This is a genomic window from Streptococcus sp. CCH8-H5, assembly GCF_001556505.1.
Lineage (GTDB): Bacteria > Bacillota > Bacilli > Lactobacillales > Streptococcaceae > Streptococcus.
This window is the reverse complement of the sequence record NZ_LSIZ01000032.1, coordinates 237284-252715: the sequence shown is the minus strand read 5'-3', so window position 1 is coordinate 252715 and position 15432 is coordinate 237284. Positions and strand designations below refer to the sequence as shown.

Annotated in this window: 19 protein-coding genes and 1 tRNA gene; 2 read left to right on the top strand and 18 right to left on the bottom strand. The window is 40.5% G+C overall.

Annotation, left to right across the window (positions count from 1 at the left end; genetic code table 11):
• Nucleotides 1–24: 24 nt before the first annotated feature.
• The 5 genes from AX663_RS10265 to AX663_RS02880 form a co-directional block, all read right to left on the bottom strand.
• Nucleotides 25–153 (bottom strand): DUF4044 domain-containing protein, encoded by a 129-nt coding sequence (locus AX663_RS10265; RefSeq protein WP_002884629.1) that lies wholly within the window; start codon nt 151–153, stop codon nt 25–27.
• A gap of 80 nt (nt 154–233) precedes the next feature.
• A complete protein-coding gene (locus tag AX663_RS02895; RefSeq protein WP_060972633.1) occupies nt 234–965 on the bottom strand; it encodes a pseudouridine synthase in 732 nt (243 codons plus the stop codon).
• Nucleotides 966–1940: a GyrI-like domain-containing protein gene (locus AX663_RS02890; protein WP_060972632.1), complete on the bottom strand. Its 975-nt coding sequence runs from the start codon at nt 1938–1940 to the stop codon at nt 966–968.
• Between the two features lie 13 nt (nt 1941–1953).
• Nucleotides 1954–2337, bottom strand: a complete 384-nt coding sequence (locus AX663_RS02885) for a PaaI family thioesterase (RefSeq protein ID WP_022496322.1) — start codon at nt 2335–2337, stop codon at nt 1954–1956.
• Between the two features lie 93 nt (nt 2338–2430).
• A complete protein-coding gene (locus AX663_RS02880; RefSeq protein ID WP_060972631.1) occupies nt 2431–2796 on the bottom strand; it encodes an OsmC family protein in 366 nt (121 codons plus the stop codon).
• Between the two features lie 248 nt (nt 2797–3044).
• On the opposite strand from AX663_RS02880, the gene AX663_RS02875 reads away from it, so the two are divergent.
• Both AX663_RS02875 and AX663_RS02870 read left to right on the top strand, forming a co-directional pair.
• Nucleotides 3045–3410: a hypothetical protein gene (locus tag AX663_RS02875; protein WP_060972630.1), complete on the top strand. Its 366-nt coding sequence runs from the start codon at nt 3045–3047 to the stop codon at nt 3408–3410.
• 116 nt (nt 3411–3526) lie between these two features.
• A complete protein-coding gene (locus AX663_RS02870) occupies nt 3527–4417 on the top strand; it encodes a DMT family transporter (protein ID WP_060972629.1) in 891 nt (296 codons plus the stop codon).
• Nucleotides 4418–4453: 36 nt separating this feature from the next.
• Here the strand turns inward: AX663_RS02870 and AX663_RS02865 are convergent, their stop codons facing one another.
• From AX663_RS02865 to serC, 13 genes are all read right to left on the bottom strand, one after another.
• Complete coding sequence (locus AX663_RS02865) at nt 4454–4693, bottom strand: hypothetical protein (RefSeq protein WP_060972628.1); 240 nt, start codon at nt 4691–4693, stop codon at nt 4454–4456.
• Nucleotides 4694–4984: 291 nt separating this feature from the next.
• Nucleotides 4985–5632 carry a phosphoserine phosphatase SerB gene (gene serB, locus AX663_RS02860; protein WP_060972627.1) on the bottom strand — a complete coding sequence of 216 codons (648 nt, stop codon included), beginning with the start codon at nt 5630–5632 and terminating at the stop codon, nt 4985–4987.
• Nucleotides 5633–5743: 111 nt separating this feature from the next.
• The gene (ezrA, locus tag AX663_RS02855; RefSeq protein WP_060972626.1) at nt 5744–7468 is read right to left on the bottom strand and encodes a septation ring formation regulator EzrA; all 1725 of its coding nucleotides are present in this window, start codon (nt 7466–7468) and stop codon (nt 5744–5746) included.
• Nucleotides 7469–7564: 96 nt separating this feature from the next.
• The gene (gene gyrB / locus AX663_RS02850; RefSeq protein ID WP_060972625.1) at nt 7565–9517 is read right to left on the bottom strand and encodes a DNA topoisomerase (ATP-hydrolyzing) subunit B; all 1953 of its coding nucleotides are present in this window, start codon (nt 9515–9517) and stop codon (nt 7565–7567) included.
• Nucleotides 9518–10078, bottom strand: a complete 561-nt coding sequence (locus tag AX663_RS02845; RefSeq protein WP_060972624.1) for an HAD-IA family hydrolase — start codon at nt 10076–10078, stop codon at nt 9518–9520.
• Between the two features lie 85 nt (nt 10079–10163).
• Nucleotides 10164–10859 (bottom strand): LrgB family protein, encoded by a 696-nt coding sequence (locus AX663_RS02840; protein WP_037598330.1) that lies wholly within the window; start codon nt 10857–10859, stop codon nt 10164–10166.
• The gene (locus AX663_RS02835) at nt 10852–11226 is read right to left on the bottom strand and encodes a CidA/LrgA family protein (protein ID WP_037598332.1); all 375 of its coding nucleotides are present in this window, start codon (nt 11224–11226) and stop codon (nt 10852–10854) included. Before AX663_RS02835 ends, AX663_RS02840 begins: the two co-directional genes overlap by 8 nt.
• Before the next feature lie 152 nt (nt 11227–11378).
• Nucleotides 11379–11449, bottom strand: a tRNA-Thr gene (locus tag AX663_RS02830).
• A gap of 57 nt (nt 11450–11506) precedes the next feature.
• Nucleotides 11507–11860 carry an arsenate reductase family protein gene (locus tag AX663_RS02825; RefSeq protein WP_037598335.1) on the bottom strand — a complete coding sequence of 118 codons (354 nt, stop codon included), beginning with the start codon at nt 11858–11860 and terminating at the stop codon, nt 11507–11509.
• Nucleotides 11861–11894: 34 nt separating this feature from the next.
• Entirely contained in the window at nt 11895–12389 is a 495-nt protein-coding gene (locus tag AX663_RS02820; RefSeq protein WP_002891512.1) for a methylated-DNA--[protein]-cysteine S-methyltransferase, read from the bottom strand.
• A 54-nt stretch (nt 12390–12443) separates the two neighbouring features.
• Nucleotides 12444–13622, bottom strand: a complete 1179-nt coding sequence (locus AX663_RS02815; RefSeq protein WP_060972623.1) for a 3-phosphoglycerate dehydrogenase family protein — start codon at nt 13620–13622, stop codon at nt 12444–12446.
• An 18-nt stretch (nt 13623–13640) separates the two neighbouring features.
• A complete protein-coding gene (locus tag AX663_RS02810; RefSeq protein ID WP_060972622.1) occupies nt 13641–14198 on the bottom strand; it encodes a GNAT family acetyltransferase in 558 nt (185 codons plus the stop codon).
• Nucleotides 14199–14210: 12 nt separating this feature from the next.
• On the bottom strand, nt 14211–15305 hold the full coding sequence (gene serC, locus AX663_RS02805; RefSeq protein WP_060972621.1) for a 3-phosphoserine/phosphohydroxythreonine transaminase: 1095 nt from the start codon (nt 15303–15305) through the stop codon (nt 14211–14213).
• Between the last annotated feature and the right edge of the window lie 127 nt (nt 15306–15432).

The window sequence follows — 15432 nt, the reverse complement described above, 5'->3', positions numbered from 1 at the left end:
CACAAAAAAACGCTTGATAGCGTCTTAAAGGACAGCTGCGACTGCTTGGAAAATCAATGCCCCAACTGTTACTAATAGCATAATCAAAACGACCAATACTGTTAGACGTTCAAAAAATGATTTCTTACGTGGTCCGTTATCTCCAAATGCCACTTGAATTTACCTCGTTTTTTCTTCTATTATTTCACAATAATAGTAACAAAAATCTGCCCATTTCGCAACTCTTAACTAGCTTAAGCCAAAGGAATTCCAAAAACAGCTAAAGCTTCCAACTCCTCCTCGGTTAAACGTCGCCAAGCACCAAGTTCTAAATCATCTGGCAGACTTAAAGGCCCCATACTCATACGTTGTAACTCTGTCACTTCCTTACCACAAGCAGCTACCATACGCTTAACCTGATGGAATTTCCCCTCAGCAATGGTAATCTGAACCAAGCTAGTCCCAGCATCCCTATCTACGGATACAATCTCTAGTTTAGCTGGTTGGCAAGTGTGGTCTTTGAGTTCAATCCCTTTTTCAAAAGCTAGGATATCCTCCTGATCCATGATACCATCCACCTTGGCTTGATAAATCTTGTCCACATGTTTCTTTGGAGATAGCATGGCGTGAGCTAAGTCGCCATTATTGGTCAAAAGCAGGAGGCCGTGAGTATCAATATCCAAACGACCAACAGGAAAGACCTGCTTATGTCTTGCTGTGTCATCGAGTAAATCGAGCACTGTCTTGTGACAGGTATCCTCTGTTGCTGAAATGACCCCCTGAGGCTTATTTAAAAGATAGTAAACAAAGGTCTCATGTGTCAGCTCCTGACCCAAGTAAGCAATTCGGTCTTTATTCTCATCAATCTGAGCCTTAGGTGATGTCTCCACTTGACCATTTACAGTCACTTGCTTCTTTTTTAGAAAGGTCTTGACCTGACTACGACTCCCGACCCCACAGTCTACCAAAAACTTATCCAGACGCATCTAAACTTCCTCCTTTATTGGAATCCAAACTTCCATCTCATAGTCTTCAGCCTGACGATTTCCTGGGAGATAGACCTCTACAGTGGGCTGGTCAATCATTTCAAAATGGTTCTTAGCATAGTGAAAACTCTCCCAAACAGCTGCCATTGCAGGCCCTCTAAGTTTAAATACCGCATAAGTAGCTGGTGCTAGAGCAATCATTTCCATACTATCATCCTCACCAGCCAAGGCTGTTACATAAGTCTTGCGACCGCCATCATTGATCCGAATGCCATAGGTAGGAACAGCCAAATCATCTTGTTCTGCTAAAAAAGGTACCCAAAGGAAGTCTGTTGGCTTACCTAATTCCTCTCCTTCAAAAGCCATCCCTGAAAAACTCAAAAATCCCTTCCGAACAACCCTCACATCATAACGAACGGTTACTAAATCCAACTTTTGAATCACCTTTTTCAGTTTTGTCAGCTCAACTGGAACCTCGTCCGCTAGGACATAGGAAATCTTTTCTACAAATGCTTCTTTTTCGGCATTACCAGAGCCTATAGGAACCAAGACCCAATCTTCTGCTGTGACACTCTGATCTTCACAAAGATAGGTAAAGTGCTTGCCTCCTTCGTTAAAAGACACATCAGCTAAACGAAAAAGAGGTTCAGGCAAATCGACAACCACCATCTCAAGCCCCTTTGCCTTAAACAAGAGCTCTTGATCCCTTAAACGCACTTTCATAGCCAAGCTATCACTATCAATAGAAAAGCTGTTATCCAAGTCCATTACAGACTGAAAGAAGGCCTGGTGTAACCCTGAAAAAGTCCAGACAGCATGCCAACGACACATCATCTCATAATCATCAATGGTCACAAGAAGAGAGAGTTCCTGCTGATCTGACGCATAAGAATAGGCTTGAACGCTCAATTGGTCTGGTGTCAGGTAGTCATTAACAAAGACCGCAAAGTCATCCATGGTTTGAAAATCTGACATAAACGCTCCTTTTCTATTCCTCGACCGAGCCTGTCACATACATAGTAAATGTAGCCCTTGTAAGAATTTTCTCTTCCTGATTAGTAATGACAACTTCCACCACCTTAGTCGTCTTACCATTATGAACACACAATCCCTCAATCTTGAGTTGGTCAGACAAATGCCCTGCCTTGAGATAATTGATATTAGACTGAAGTGTCACCGCATAGTCACCTGTTGAAATGGCCACGAGCCCTGCGACCTGGTCACAAAGCGTAAACAGATATCCCCCATGAGCATTACCAAAATAATTCAGGGACTTCTCGACTACCTTAGTTGTCACGATAACATGTCCCGTTTCAAATAGTTCTTCTTGAAAATTCTCAAATACACGGATCTCATGTAGTTTGTCTTCCATAGCAAGCCCTCCTATCGTTGCTCATTCCACACCTAGTGAAATGACACGTCTTTATCTACTAGTATAACACGAAGTTCATAAAGGATAATAAGCTTATTTGGCTAAGCTAATATCAACCTTAATATCTTCACGAAAAAGCTTCTTCACTCGACAATAATTATCCACAAAAGCCAAGAGTTCTTGTTCATTTTCCAAAATCAGATCCTCAGGTAAATGAATGGCAAGTGTGAAATGCCCTTCTTCATAGTTGGAATCAACCTGAATAGCAAGCTCCTCAATTCCCTGATACTTGGCAAAATAACTCTGTAGACACATGGTCACACAAGAAGCCAAAGCAATATTCACCAGGCTCATAGGTGTTTCCCCATCTTCCGTATAGCCAAAAAGTTCCACAGGTGCTCCATACCCCTCTGAAAGTGAATGGAATCGTTTGTCACCTTTAATTGTTGTTTGATACATCATATCACCTCAATCTATTTTTTATTATTATAACAAAGAGAGGGCTAAGGACCGAGCTGAACGATTTGAAATATCTATCAAAAAAAACAGAAAGCGTAAGGGTTTTTAACTCTTATTTTCCAATAGATTAGTCTTGTACAACACTGAGATTACCAAGGAGTTACAGTTGAGTAAAAACGACTGGAAGCGCTTTTAAAATTTTATTTTTTCATTTAAAATGAATTTACTAAGAAAAAAGGGAGACTATTATGAAAACATTTTCTAAATTAACTTTAGCCTCTGTCTCAGTTCTTGCCTTGTTGACCTTAGCAGCATGTGGCAACTCTAAAGACAAAACTGACTCATCATCTTCAGCACCATCATCAAGCAAGGTGACCAAAGAATCTTCTTCAACTGATTCAAGTGCTTCAGTAAAAGTCAACAAAGATGGATCAACTGAAGTCAGCGACGGAAACGCTAACTCAGCAAAAACAAACGGCAATAACACTGTAGAAGCTAACGATAGCGAAGGTAACAGCGCAACAGTTGGTCAAGATGGTTCAGTCGATGTTAATAGCCAAGACGGTACAAACGTCAAAGTCGGATCAGACGGAACTGTCTCAATTGGTAACTAAATAAGATAAAAAAGGCTAGCTATTCTGCTAGTCTATTTTTTTAGATTTAGATTGATGTAAACGCTTCCTGAAAGTGTTATAATAGGCGTGGAAATCCAAATTCAGGAGGTGAGACAATGAAAAATAAAATCGTCTTGGGATGTTTGGCTGCAGCGACTTGTGAGATTCTCTTTGGGCTCAGTTTTATCTTTACCAAATCTATTACAGCACAGGTCAGTGACCTGGCTTTAATCTCTTGGCGTTTTGTCACAGCCTTCCTTTTTATTAACCTCTATTTTCTCATCAGTCGACGTCGGATAACAATTAACGGTAGAATTCTTAAACCTCTGACACGTATTGCCATCCTCAATCCGATTATCTATTTTATCTGTGAAACGATTGGCATTCGTATGACGACGGCTTCTGAAAGTGGAGCCTTTCTCGCCTGCATCCCAGTCGTTGCCCTTATCATGTCTAGCCTTATTTTAAAAGAATGGCCCAGCCGTTGGCAGGTGGTCGGTGTCATCACCACCCTCGTCGGTATCATCATGGCTGTCTTTGCTGCTGGCGGTTCTACCGACTTCTCCCTGGTGGGCTACTTGATTCTAGGTCTAGCAGTTGTCTCCTACGCCCTGTATTGCGTTGATGTTGAAAGGGCTAGTCAATTCAGTAGTCTTGAGATTACTTATTTTATGCTTGCCAGTGGTTGCCTGACATTTGGACTCTTTGCACTCAGCCAAGGCTTTCTAGCAGGCGATTTGAAAGAGCTCTTGCTACTCCCTGTGATCAATCCAAAATTCACTATCACCATCCTTTATCAAGGCTTGGGATGCAGTGTTCTGGGCTATCTTCTATCAAATTTTGCCATCGCAAATATCGGGGTTAACCGAACAGCATCCTTTATTGGGATTTCGACAATTATCTCAATTCTAGCGGCTGTCGTCGTCTTAGGAGAACCCTTCTCGTATTTACAAATTTTTGCAGGAATTTTAGTCGTCTTGGGCGTCTATGTGGCCAATAAAACCTAAAACTCTCGGGAATTAATCTTCCGAGAGTTTTTAGTCTTAATCAAGCTCTGTTTGGATTAACACGACGAGTTCTTCCTCATTAGGAATGCTGCTTACCGCAGTCGGCTCAGGTAAAGCCTTACCTCCATACCCCTTAATAATATGTGATAAGAACACAGACGCTTTTGTCATGGCAAGAGGTAAAGAATCTACCCTAATGCTACGACCAAAATCAGGAAAACTAATTTGATAACCTTCCTCAATCGTGTGAAAAATCGCTGGATATTCGTATAACATGTCTCTTCCCCCATTTCAATACTATACTCCTCTATGATAAGATGCGTTTGAAGAGAAGTCAACCAAAAATCGTTATAATAAAGGTATTGAAACCATTCGAAACAATACAGCTCTAAAACAAAGATAATCAAGTATGCATTTCAGCGGTAGTTTTGAAACCATTCGAAACAATACAGCAAAGTTAAAATAAGGCTTAGTCCGTATTCAACTTGAGAAAGTGGCACCGATTCGGTGCTTTTTTGATGCCCAAAAAGCCCATTGGAATAATCCAACGGACTCTTTTTATAGCTACTATTTCTTAACCCCATCCAAAATCTCAATCACCTTATACAAATCTGGTTCTGTGATTTGGTAAGGCGCTTGTTCACGGACAATTGGTTTAGCACAAAAGGCGATGCCGATGCCAGCTGCCTTAATCATAGGCAAATCATTAGCACCGTCACCCATAGCAATGGTTTGCGAGAGTTCGAGATCATTTTCTGCTGCCCAATCTTTGAGTTTGGCTACCTTGACATCTTTGGTGACAATGTCACCATAGACCTTACCAGTTAAGACACCGTCAACCACCTCTAGGTGATTAGCCTTAACATAATCGATTCCTGCTTCAACTGCTAGTCTATCCACAGTCTCATGGAAACCTCCAGAAACCAAGCCTACCTTAAAGCCACGGGCGTGGAGTTCATCTATAAGTTCCTTGGCCCCCTTGTTGAAATGAATACGGGCGTAGACCTTGTCAAATATACTCTCTGGCAATCCCTTGAGGGTCGCCACACGCTCATTCAAGGCCTGTCTAAAATCCAATTCTCCACGCATGGCACGCTCTGTGATTTCAGCAACCTTTTGACCAACGCCTGCTTCTTCTCCCAATAAATCAATAACTTCTTCTTGGACTAGCGTAGAATCTACGTCCATAACTAATAAACCTTTAACTTCTGACATAATTACCTCGATTCTTCGATGTCTATATAAGCCTTCACTAGATTTAATTCAAATATGAAATGAAAAACGAACCTTACAAAAAATTCTGGACCGTAGTCCAGAATCTTTCTCTTACATACGAATTTGTTCGCGTGTCTTCTCGTAAGATGATACAAAACGATCTGTCACACCTGGTTCAACTGTTTCCAAGGCATAAGAGATTTCTTCCAAAGATGCATCATAATCATGATCAACCTCAAACAATTTAAGTGCATGCTCAAAGCTACTTTGAACAGCAGGTTCGAACGAACGGTAGCGGTTTGAGTATTGCAAGAGTTGCTCAGTCAAGGTTGCATTTTGAACAACCAAGTAAGCAGTCTCTTCCAAATGATCAATGGCGTTTTTAGATGTTTCTGTCAAACGCATTACCGCATCAATATTAATACGGCCACGGCTGAGTTCGTCCATAAGGGCCTCAATTTGAGCACTAGTTGAGAAGAATACACTCAAGAAGGATTGAGGAATACCTGGCAGGTTACGTTTTTCCATGTAACGCTTGATAACATGCAATTTATTAACATAAACATCAAGCTCTTCACGTGCTTTAGCTTCGTTTATCTCAATAGCCTGAAGATTTTCAAAGACCTCAACCTGACCATTTTCAACAGCTGACAAGGTATTAAGACTCTTTTCAAAGATTTTCTCAAGTTCTGAGAATGGTTTCACCTGAGTTTCAAAGTTTTCAAGGGTTGGAAGAACAGCTGTCTCCACACCTGAAATATCAGATGCAAAGCTACGAACATCTGCCGCATATGTTTCATCGAAGATGTAAGTCAACATGAGACGCTCAAGCTCTTCTTGAAGTTTCTTGTTGTTTTCTTTAGCATGCTTGAGATAATCTGGCAAAATTTTCTTTTGACGCATAACAACCTTGTATGAGGCAATTTCACGTTCAAAAATGCTATACAAGTTGTCAATTTTTTCTTGAATCTCAGCGTTTTCTTCTTCCGCACGGTCTAAATCAAGAGAAACCAACTCACTTGAGTTTGAACGGATAGCTTCACGAATTTCTTGGAAGCGACGTTCGATATTTTTTTCAGGGAAGTGATAATTTTGCTCAATCAACTTGCGATAGCCAGATTCCAAATCATCCAACTGATCTGGGAAATCATCTTCCAACTTAGCTACAATAGCAGGAATCTTCTCTGAAATTTGACCCAATGCAATAGTGTGCTCTTCTGCACGATCCAAGATAGTAGATGCTTCAACAGGGTCACCTGATGAGTTAAGAGTCACGAATTCTGCAAACTCAGCTTCAATGTTTTTAAGCTGCTTATTGATTTCGGTCATGGTAGAACCGAAATTATCAGAGTTTTCCTCGATTGAGTTTTGCAACTCTTCATACAAGTCTAATGCATGCTTAACGCGAGCACTGTTCTTTTCTTCTTGTTCTTTCAAGGTTGAGAGCGCCTCACGGATAGACTTGATGTCTTCTTCCACAAGATCTAACTGACTCTCAATGTTATTGATTTCACCACTAGCCTTGAAGAAATGGAAGGTATCATTCATATTTTCAGCTTCGAAAATATGATTTTCAATATCTGCGAATGAATTTGTCGAGATATCAATCCATTTCTGATGCCATTCACGGAATGTTGTTTGACTTTGTCCAATCAAGTGAAGCTTTTTAACTTCTTCAATTTCTTCGTTAATTGGCAAGTCAAACAATTTTTGCTTGCGTTCTTCAAGCTGTGCAATCCGCGAATCATTTCGTTTTCTAATAAGAATACCGACTAAGTAAGCGATAATTACGAGCATAACTACCACTACAATCAGTAAAACAATTCCGCTAGACATAGTTTCTCCTTAATCGTCTATTATGTTCATAAATGTAGAATAACATTACGATTATATCATAGTTATTCTAGCATTGCACCCTTTTCTAAAAGAATATTAGATATCTAGAGTACTGTAAACGGCATTTTCTTCGATAAATTCGCGACGAGGTTCAACCTTGTCTCCCATCAGCATATCGAAAATCTTATCGGCCTCTGCAGCATCATCCACAGAAACACGTGCCATCAAACGATTTTCAGGGTCCATGGTAGTTTCCCAAAGTTGGTGGTCATCCATTTCACCCAAACCTTTATAACGTTGTACTGTAGGTTTTGAACGTCCCACACTGTAGTTTTCAAGAGCAGCACGCAATTTGTCTTCTTGATCGACACCAGGTTGGATGTATTCTTTAATCTCAGAACCAACCTTAACCCCATAAATTGGTGGTTGAGCAATGTAGACATAGCCTGCTTCCAAGACTGGACGCATAAAGCGGTAAATCAAAGTCAGAAGCAAAGTACGGATGTGGGCCCCATCGACATCGGCATCGGTCATGATTACCAACTTGTGGTAACGAGCCTTGCTGACATCAAATTCAGCTCCAAAACCTGTTCCCATAGCTGTGAAGAGAGAACGAATTTCTTCATTGGCTAGAATCTTATCCATGCTAGCCTTTTCAACGTTCAAAATCTTACCTCGAATTGGAAGAATAGCTTGGAATTCACGGTTACGACCTGATTTAGCAGATCCACCGGCTGAGTCCCCTTCGACAATGAAAAGTTCATTCATTTCAGCATTATTCGATGAACAGTCTGCCAACTTCCCTGGAAGGTTAGAAATTTCAAGACCTGACTTCTTACGTGTCACTTCACGGGCACGCTTAGCGGCGATACGGGCCTTAGAAGCCAAAATCCCTTTTTCAACAATCTTCTTAGCGATAGCAGGATTTTCCAAGAGGAAGCGACTCAAAGCTTCACTGAAGAGACGATTGGTAATCTTAACCACTTCAGAGTTTCCAAGCTTGGTTTTGGTTTGACCTTCAAACTGTGGGTTTGGATGTTTAACAGAGATGATAGCAGTCAAACCTTCACGAACATCATCCCCTGTCAAATTATCATCTTTTTCTTTGAGAATCTTATTCTGACGTGCATAGTCATTAATGACACGCGTTAAGGCTGTTCGGAAACCTTGTTCGTGAGTACCACCCTCATGGGTGTGAATGTTGTTAGCAAAACTCATTACCGTTTCATGATAGCCAGTCGTGTATTGCATAGCAACTTCAACCGAAATACCATCCATCTCACCATCAGTGTAGATAGGTTCATCAAAGATAACATCCTTGTTTTCATTGATGTATTTCACATAGGATGTGATACCACCTTCGTAGTGATAATGTTTCTCTTGTTTGAGACCTTCACGCTTATCTGTGATAGAGATACGGAGCCCCTTGTTCAAAAAGGCTAATTCTTGGATGCGTTTAGCCAATTTTCCAAAATCAAACTCGGTTGTCTCTTGGAAAATTTCTGGGTCTGGCGTAAAGTGAACAGTCGTACCATGTTTCTCTGTTTCACCAATTACTGCCAAATCTGCTACCACTACCCCACGTTTATACTCTTGGAAGTGGATATGGCCATTTTTATAAACCTTAACATCAAGTTGTGTTGAGAGGGCATTAACGACCGAAGAACCAACCCCATGCAAACCACCAGAGACCTTATAACCGCCTCCGCCGAATTTACCACCAGCGTGAAGTACTGTAAAGACAGTTTCTACCGCAGGACGGCCAGTTTTTTCTTGGATATCAACTGGAATACCACGACCATCATCGACAACCGTAATAGAATTGTCCGGCTCAATAAAGACTTGAATATGAGTGGCGAAACCAGCCAAGGCCTCATCGATTGAGTTATCGACAATCTCCCATACCAAATGATGCAACCCCTCTTTTGAGGTTGAGCCAATATACATACCTGGGCGCATACGTACCGCTTCAAGTCCCTCTAAGACTTGAATCTGGCTGGCATCATATTCTTGCGCTTTTTCTTCAAGATTTTTTAATTCATCAGTCATCTATGTCACAATCTCCAATAATGATTTATGGCCATCAACAAGCAAGGTATCCAGACCCGCTGCTTTTCCTGCCTCTATATCTATCTGGCGGTCACCAATGACCAAGCCGTGTTTAATATCGTATTTTTTAATTAAATAAAGGAAACTATCTGGACTCGGCTTTCTAGCAAAACCATTTTCAGAAGTTACAACCTCTGTAAAATAAGAGGCAATTTCTGCTTTATCAAGGATGTCTAGCACCAAGTGATTACGGTGGCTAACCAAAAAATTACGCCCACCCTCGGTCACAATCTTAGCTAGGACAGCCCTAGCACCTTCAAAAAGAACAGGTTCCTGTAAATGCTTGGCTTCCTCCTGCTTATATAGGGTTCGAAAATCAGCTATATCAGGCGCAAACATAGCAATGGCAGTGCTCGTTGATACCTTAAGGGCATCATAGACTGCTTGAGGTTCTGCTGTACGCTCAAACTGTTCTAAAGTTGCTAGAAAGGCTTGGGTTGATACCTGGTAATTATCCAATAAGGTACCACCCAAATCCCAGATATAATCTCCATAATTCATAACCTTAATTATAACATAAAAGGTCAGATTTTGCTTGCTTTTCACAGCTAAAAAGGCTTGGAAAACCTATCCAAACCTTAATTTTTTATTTCAGAATCAAACTCGCCACAATAGGACTAATAAAGACATATAGAATCCCTGTTACAGCGATTGAGAGACCACCCATGGCACCTGCAACCTGACCATATCTGAAGGCAGTTCCTGTACCTACAGCGTGTCCGGTTCCTCCTAGTGAAAGTCCGATAGCGACCGGGTCTTTAATCCCAATCATTTTTAGAAAGACAGGACCTAAGACAGAGGTTAAGATACCCGTAATAACAACTACAACCAAGGTTACCGTCGTAATCCCCTGCATTTTTTCCGAAATTCCCACAGCCATGGCAGTCGTAACAGACTTAGGAAAGAGCGAAATAGCCAAAAAATAATCCATTCCAAAAAGCTTAGCAATCAAGGCCGTGTATGTCGTATTTAGAACACAAGCAACCGTTGATCCAATTAGAATACTCTTATAGTGATGGCGCATGAGGTGTAGATTTTTATAAAAAGGAACTGCTAGCGCGACTGTTGAAGGAATAATCAAACTGTTAAGATAAGAGCCACCGACATAGTAATCCTTGTAGGAAATTCCTGTATAGTGCAAAATGACGATAATCAGGGCAGTCGATACAAGAAGAGGTGTCGTCAAAGGATTAGGGAAACGGCGATAAATCAATAGCCCTAATGTGTAAGCTAGTACAGAAAGTGTTAGCCCAAACAAGGGTGTGTTAAAAAAATTAGCCACGTTTAACCTCCTCGTAATCACCTTCAAAATGTTTTTTGATGAAACCGACGACTACTGCAATCACTACAATATTAAGAACCAAAGCTCCCATAATAATCAAAATAATAGGGACAATATTCGCTGAAATAGCATTCCAACGTTCCATAATACCGACACCTGCTGGCAAAAATAGAATAGTCATATTGGCAATTAAAAATTCTGCCACAGCATGTATATGACGTAGACGAATCCACTTAAGCTGAAGAGCAATCAGAAGCAAGAATAAGCCAATAATGCTTCCAGGAATAGGTAATTTGAAGAATGTTGACAGAGCTTCACCAATAACGGCAAACAAACAAATCAACATGAATTGAACGTAGTATTTCACAACTTGCCTCCTAGGTTTAATCACCTATTAGTCTACTCCTTTTTTTTTGAATATCAAGAGTTTTCAGTAAATTCTTTTGAAAATTTGAGAGCCATAAATCAGCCCCTTTGAATATAAAAAAATCCAACCTAAAGGCTGGACTCTATCACAGATGCCACCACCGAGAATTGAACTCGGAACGGAGCATTACCATTGCTCTATTATACCATTTAACTATAGCGGCAACTGTTTTAATCTTACCATATTTCTATTTACTGTGGCAAGATTTTTTGCTTATTTTTTATAAATTTAAGTCTTGATAAGGCGTACGGTAACCAACCTGTAAAACCTTACCATCTTTAATCAAGATAGGACGTTTAATCAACATACCATCTGAAGCTAAGAGTTCAACAGCTTCATCAAGAGATAGCGTTGGTAGCTTATCCTTTAATCCTAGAGATCGGTAGGATTGTCCACTCGTATTAAAGAATTTCTTAAGTTCTAAATCTGACCCTGCCAGAAGCTCTTTTAAAAACTGAGCCGAAGGTGGGTTTTCCTTAATATTAATAGATTTAACATCTAAACCTAATTGATTGAGTTCCGCCTTTGCCTTACGACAAGTGCTACATTTGGGATATTCATAAAAAGTGTACATGTTTTTCTCCTTTTTTCTAGCATAAAATATCTGTCTAAGACTTGTCAAACCTAATGCCTTCTAAATGAAGTAAAAAACGCTTAGCCTCTTCTCCTGCTGCATATTTTCCTATATGACCACTACTAGGAAGAACCCGATGACAAGGGACGAGAACCAACCATGGATTCTTACCAACAGCAGTTCCTACGGCCTGTGCCGATTGACATGAAATCACTTTCCCAATCTGACTATAGGTTCTACTCTGCCCCGCAGGAATGTCCTGTAAAGCTGACCAAACCTTTAACTGGAAGGAGGTCCCTCTATCTGCTAGAGGGAGGGTATCTGGACTTGGATTATTACCTTTAAAATAAGCCTCTAACCAAGCCCTCGTCATTTTCAAGATAGGATTTGAGGTGTCTACTAATTCCTCTTCCTTAATACCTGCCTGAAAATGCTTTTGTCCCTCCAACCAAATGCCATAAAGCGCTTGATCACTTGCCACCAAACACAAGCGTCCAATAGGAGATAAATAATACTGACGATAAAACATATATTTATTATAACAAAAAGACAGGAATTCCTTGTTCCTGTCAATTAACTCTTATTATTTACCTTTAATCAAACGCACACGAACGATATTGTCGCTAGCCTCAAACTTAGCAACCAATTCATCAATCTTAGACTTGTCTGTTTCATCAAGGTCAAGAAGTGTATAGGCATAGTCTCCCTTAGAACGGTTGATGATATTATCAATATTGATATTAAAATCAGAAACCGCTGTAGAGATACGAGCCACAATATTAGGCACGTTTTTATTAATCAAGGTGATACGGTATGGGGCACTCAAGGCCTGTTGCACACGTGGGAAGTTAACAGAGTTAACAATCTCACCTGTTTCCATGAAACGACGAATGGTTTGACCGGCCATAATCGCACAGTTAAGTTCTGCTTCACCTGTTGATCCTCCAACGTGTGGGAAGACAGTCACATGAGGTTTATTAAGTAGCTCTTCTGTACCAAAGTCGGTGATATAACGTTTAACCACACCTGTTTCCAAAGCATCAAAGAGGGCATCGTTATCTACCAACTCTGCACGGGCAAAGTTAATGATAGTTGTCCCTTTTTGCATAAGGTTAAAGGCATCCGCATTGAAAGTTCCTTTTGTGTCAGGTGTCAATGGAACGTGAACAGTGATATAATCACAGTTTTCAAAAATCTCTTTGAGATCAGAAACACGTCTTACATGGTGAGAAATATTCCAAGCTGCTTCAATAGAAACGTATGGATCGTAACCATAGACCTTCATACCCAAACGGTAAGCATCATTGGCAATACGTGCACCAATAGCACCAAGCCCGATAACACCAAGGGTCTTACCAGCAATCTCGCTACCAGCAAACTGTTTCTTCCCTGCTTCAATTTGTTTAGGAACATCGTCACCACTAAGTGTGTTAACCCAAGCATTGGCCGCAATATAGTCACGTGCTGAGAGTAAGATAGAGGCCAGAACAGCTTCTTTAACAGCGTTAGCATTGGCACCTGGAGTATTGAAGACAACAATTCCTTTTTCAGTTGCTTCGTCAACTGGAATATTGTTAGTTCCTGCACCAGCACGCGCAATAGCTTTCAAGTTGTCAGGGAAGACGGTATTATGGAGATTTTGACTACGAATGATGTAGGCATCTGGATTTTCCGCTAAATCACCATCAATTTGGAAATGATTTCCAAGTTCCTTCAAACCAATCTGGTTAATATTGTTATATGTTTTTACACTAAATACCATAATTTTATTCCTCTTAAATCAATGTATCCCGTGGTGAGCTGCTTCATCAACTTCTTGATAAAAGGCTTTCTCACGCTTGGTTTTGATTTTCTGATAAGCAAGACGTTCACCATCAATAGGGACCTTGCCACAATAGACATAGCCAAGTTTCTCCAAAATATGCTGCATGATAAGATTATTTTCATGCGTGTCGCAACGAAAATCATGAGCATCAGTTCCCTCAATAAGACCTTGAATAAAGGTTTGAGCGACTCTTTGACCCGTAACCTCAGTCAAAACAGCAACCCTATGGAAAGTAATGTAGCGCTTATTGTGATGTTTCCAGTCTCCATCATAGATTTTGTCGTAAGCAGGGTCTCCATCAGTAACCACCGCAGCATAAGAAACAATTTGACCATCAATGAGTCCTACATAGGCCTGTCCCTTAAGGACATCGTCGAAGATTGTTTCTTCAGTAGGGTAACCATCAGCTCCTTGCCATTGGGTGCTACCAGCTTCTACTAAAGCAGTTCTAGCACTCTCAATGACAGTCATAATAGCCCCAATTTCATTTGGAAAGGCTTGTCTAATTTCCATCTCTTTACCTAATTATTTATTTTCGGCTTCAAATTTCTTCATGAAGTCAATCAAATCAAGCACACCTTGACGTGGGAAAGCATTATAAACACTAGCACGCATACCACCTACTGAACGGTGTCCTTTGATATTCTTGAAACCAAGAGCATCTGCTTCTGCTACAAACTTAGCATCCGACTCTTTACTTGGTGTGACGAATGGAATGTTGCAGACAGATCGATCCTTGGCATCTTTGACAGGGTTTGTGTAGAAATCAGATGACTCAATGTAATCGTAGAGAAGACCTGATTTTTCGCGTTGAATTTCAGCCATCTTGTCTACGCCACCAATTTCATTTTTAACCCAGTCAAAGACGAGTTTTGAAATATAGATGTTGAAACATGGTGGTGTATTGTAAAGTGATCCTGCCTCAGCTTGAATACGGTAATCCAACATGGCAGACAATTGTGGCTGGTCATTTAGGAAGTCCTCACGAACGATAACTACTGTTACACCAGCTGGTCCAATATTTTTTTGAGCTCCAGCGTAGATAAGGGCAAAGTCCTCAACATTGTAGCGAGCAGCCAAAATATTTGAAGACATATCAGCTACAATTGGCACACCGTTAGTATCAGGCAAATCGTAGATAGCTGTACCCTCAATGGTATTATTCGTTGTCAAGTGAACATAGGCAGCTTCTGGATCAATTGTTGCTGGGTCAAAACTTGGGATGTGATCGTAAACAGTTTCTTCTGAAGAGGCCAAAAGAATTGGTTCGAAAGGAATGGTTTTTGAAAGTTTAACAGCTTCTGTATAAGCTTTTTTACCCCATGAACCACCTACAAGGTAGTAAGCTTTCTTACCTTGAGCGAGGTTAAGTGGGACCATTGTAAATTGTGTTGAAGCACCACCTTGCAAGAAAATAACCTTATAGTTATCAGGAATGGCCATGAGCTCACGAAGTGTCGCTTCCGCATCTTTAACGATCTTGTCAAATTCTGGAGAACGGTGGGACATTTCTAGCACGGACATACCGGAATCTTGATAGTTAAGCAATTCAGCCTGCGCTTTTTCAAGCACTGGTTTTGGTAATGTAGCAGGTCCTGCTGAGAAATTATAAATTGTCATAAAGACACCTCCAAAATTTTAATGGTCCCATTATAGCGAATTTTCTGAATATTGTAAAGTCCTAACAGTAAAAAACGAACGGAATTAACCGTTCATCTTTAAAAAGTTAGGTATTTTATGTATATTT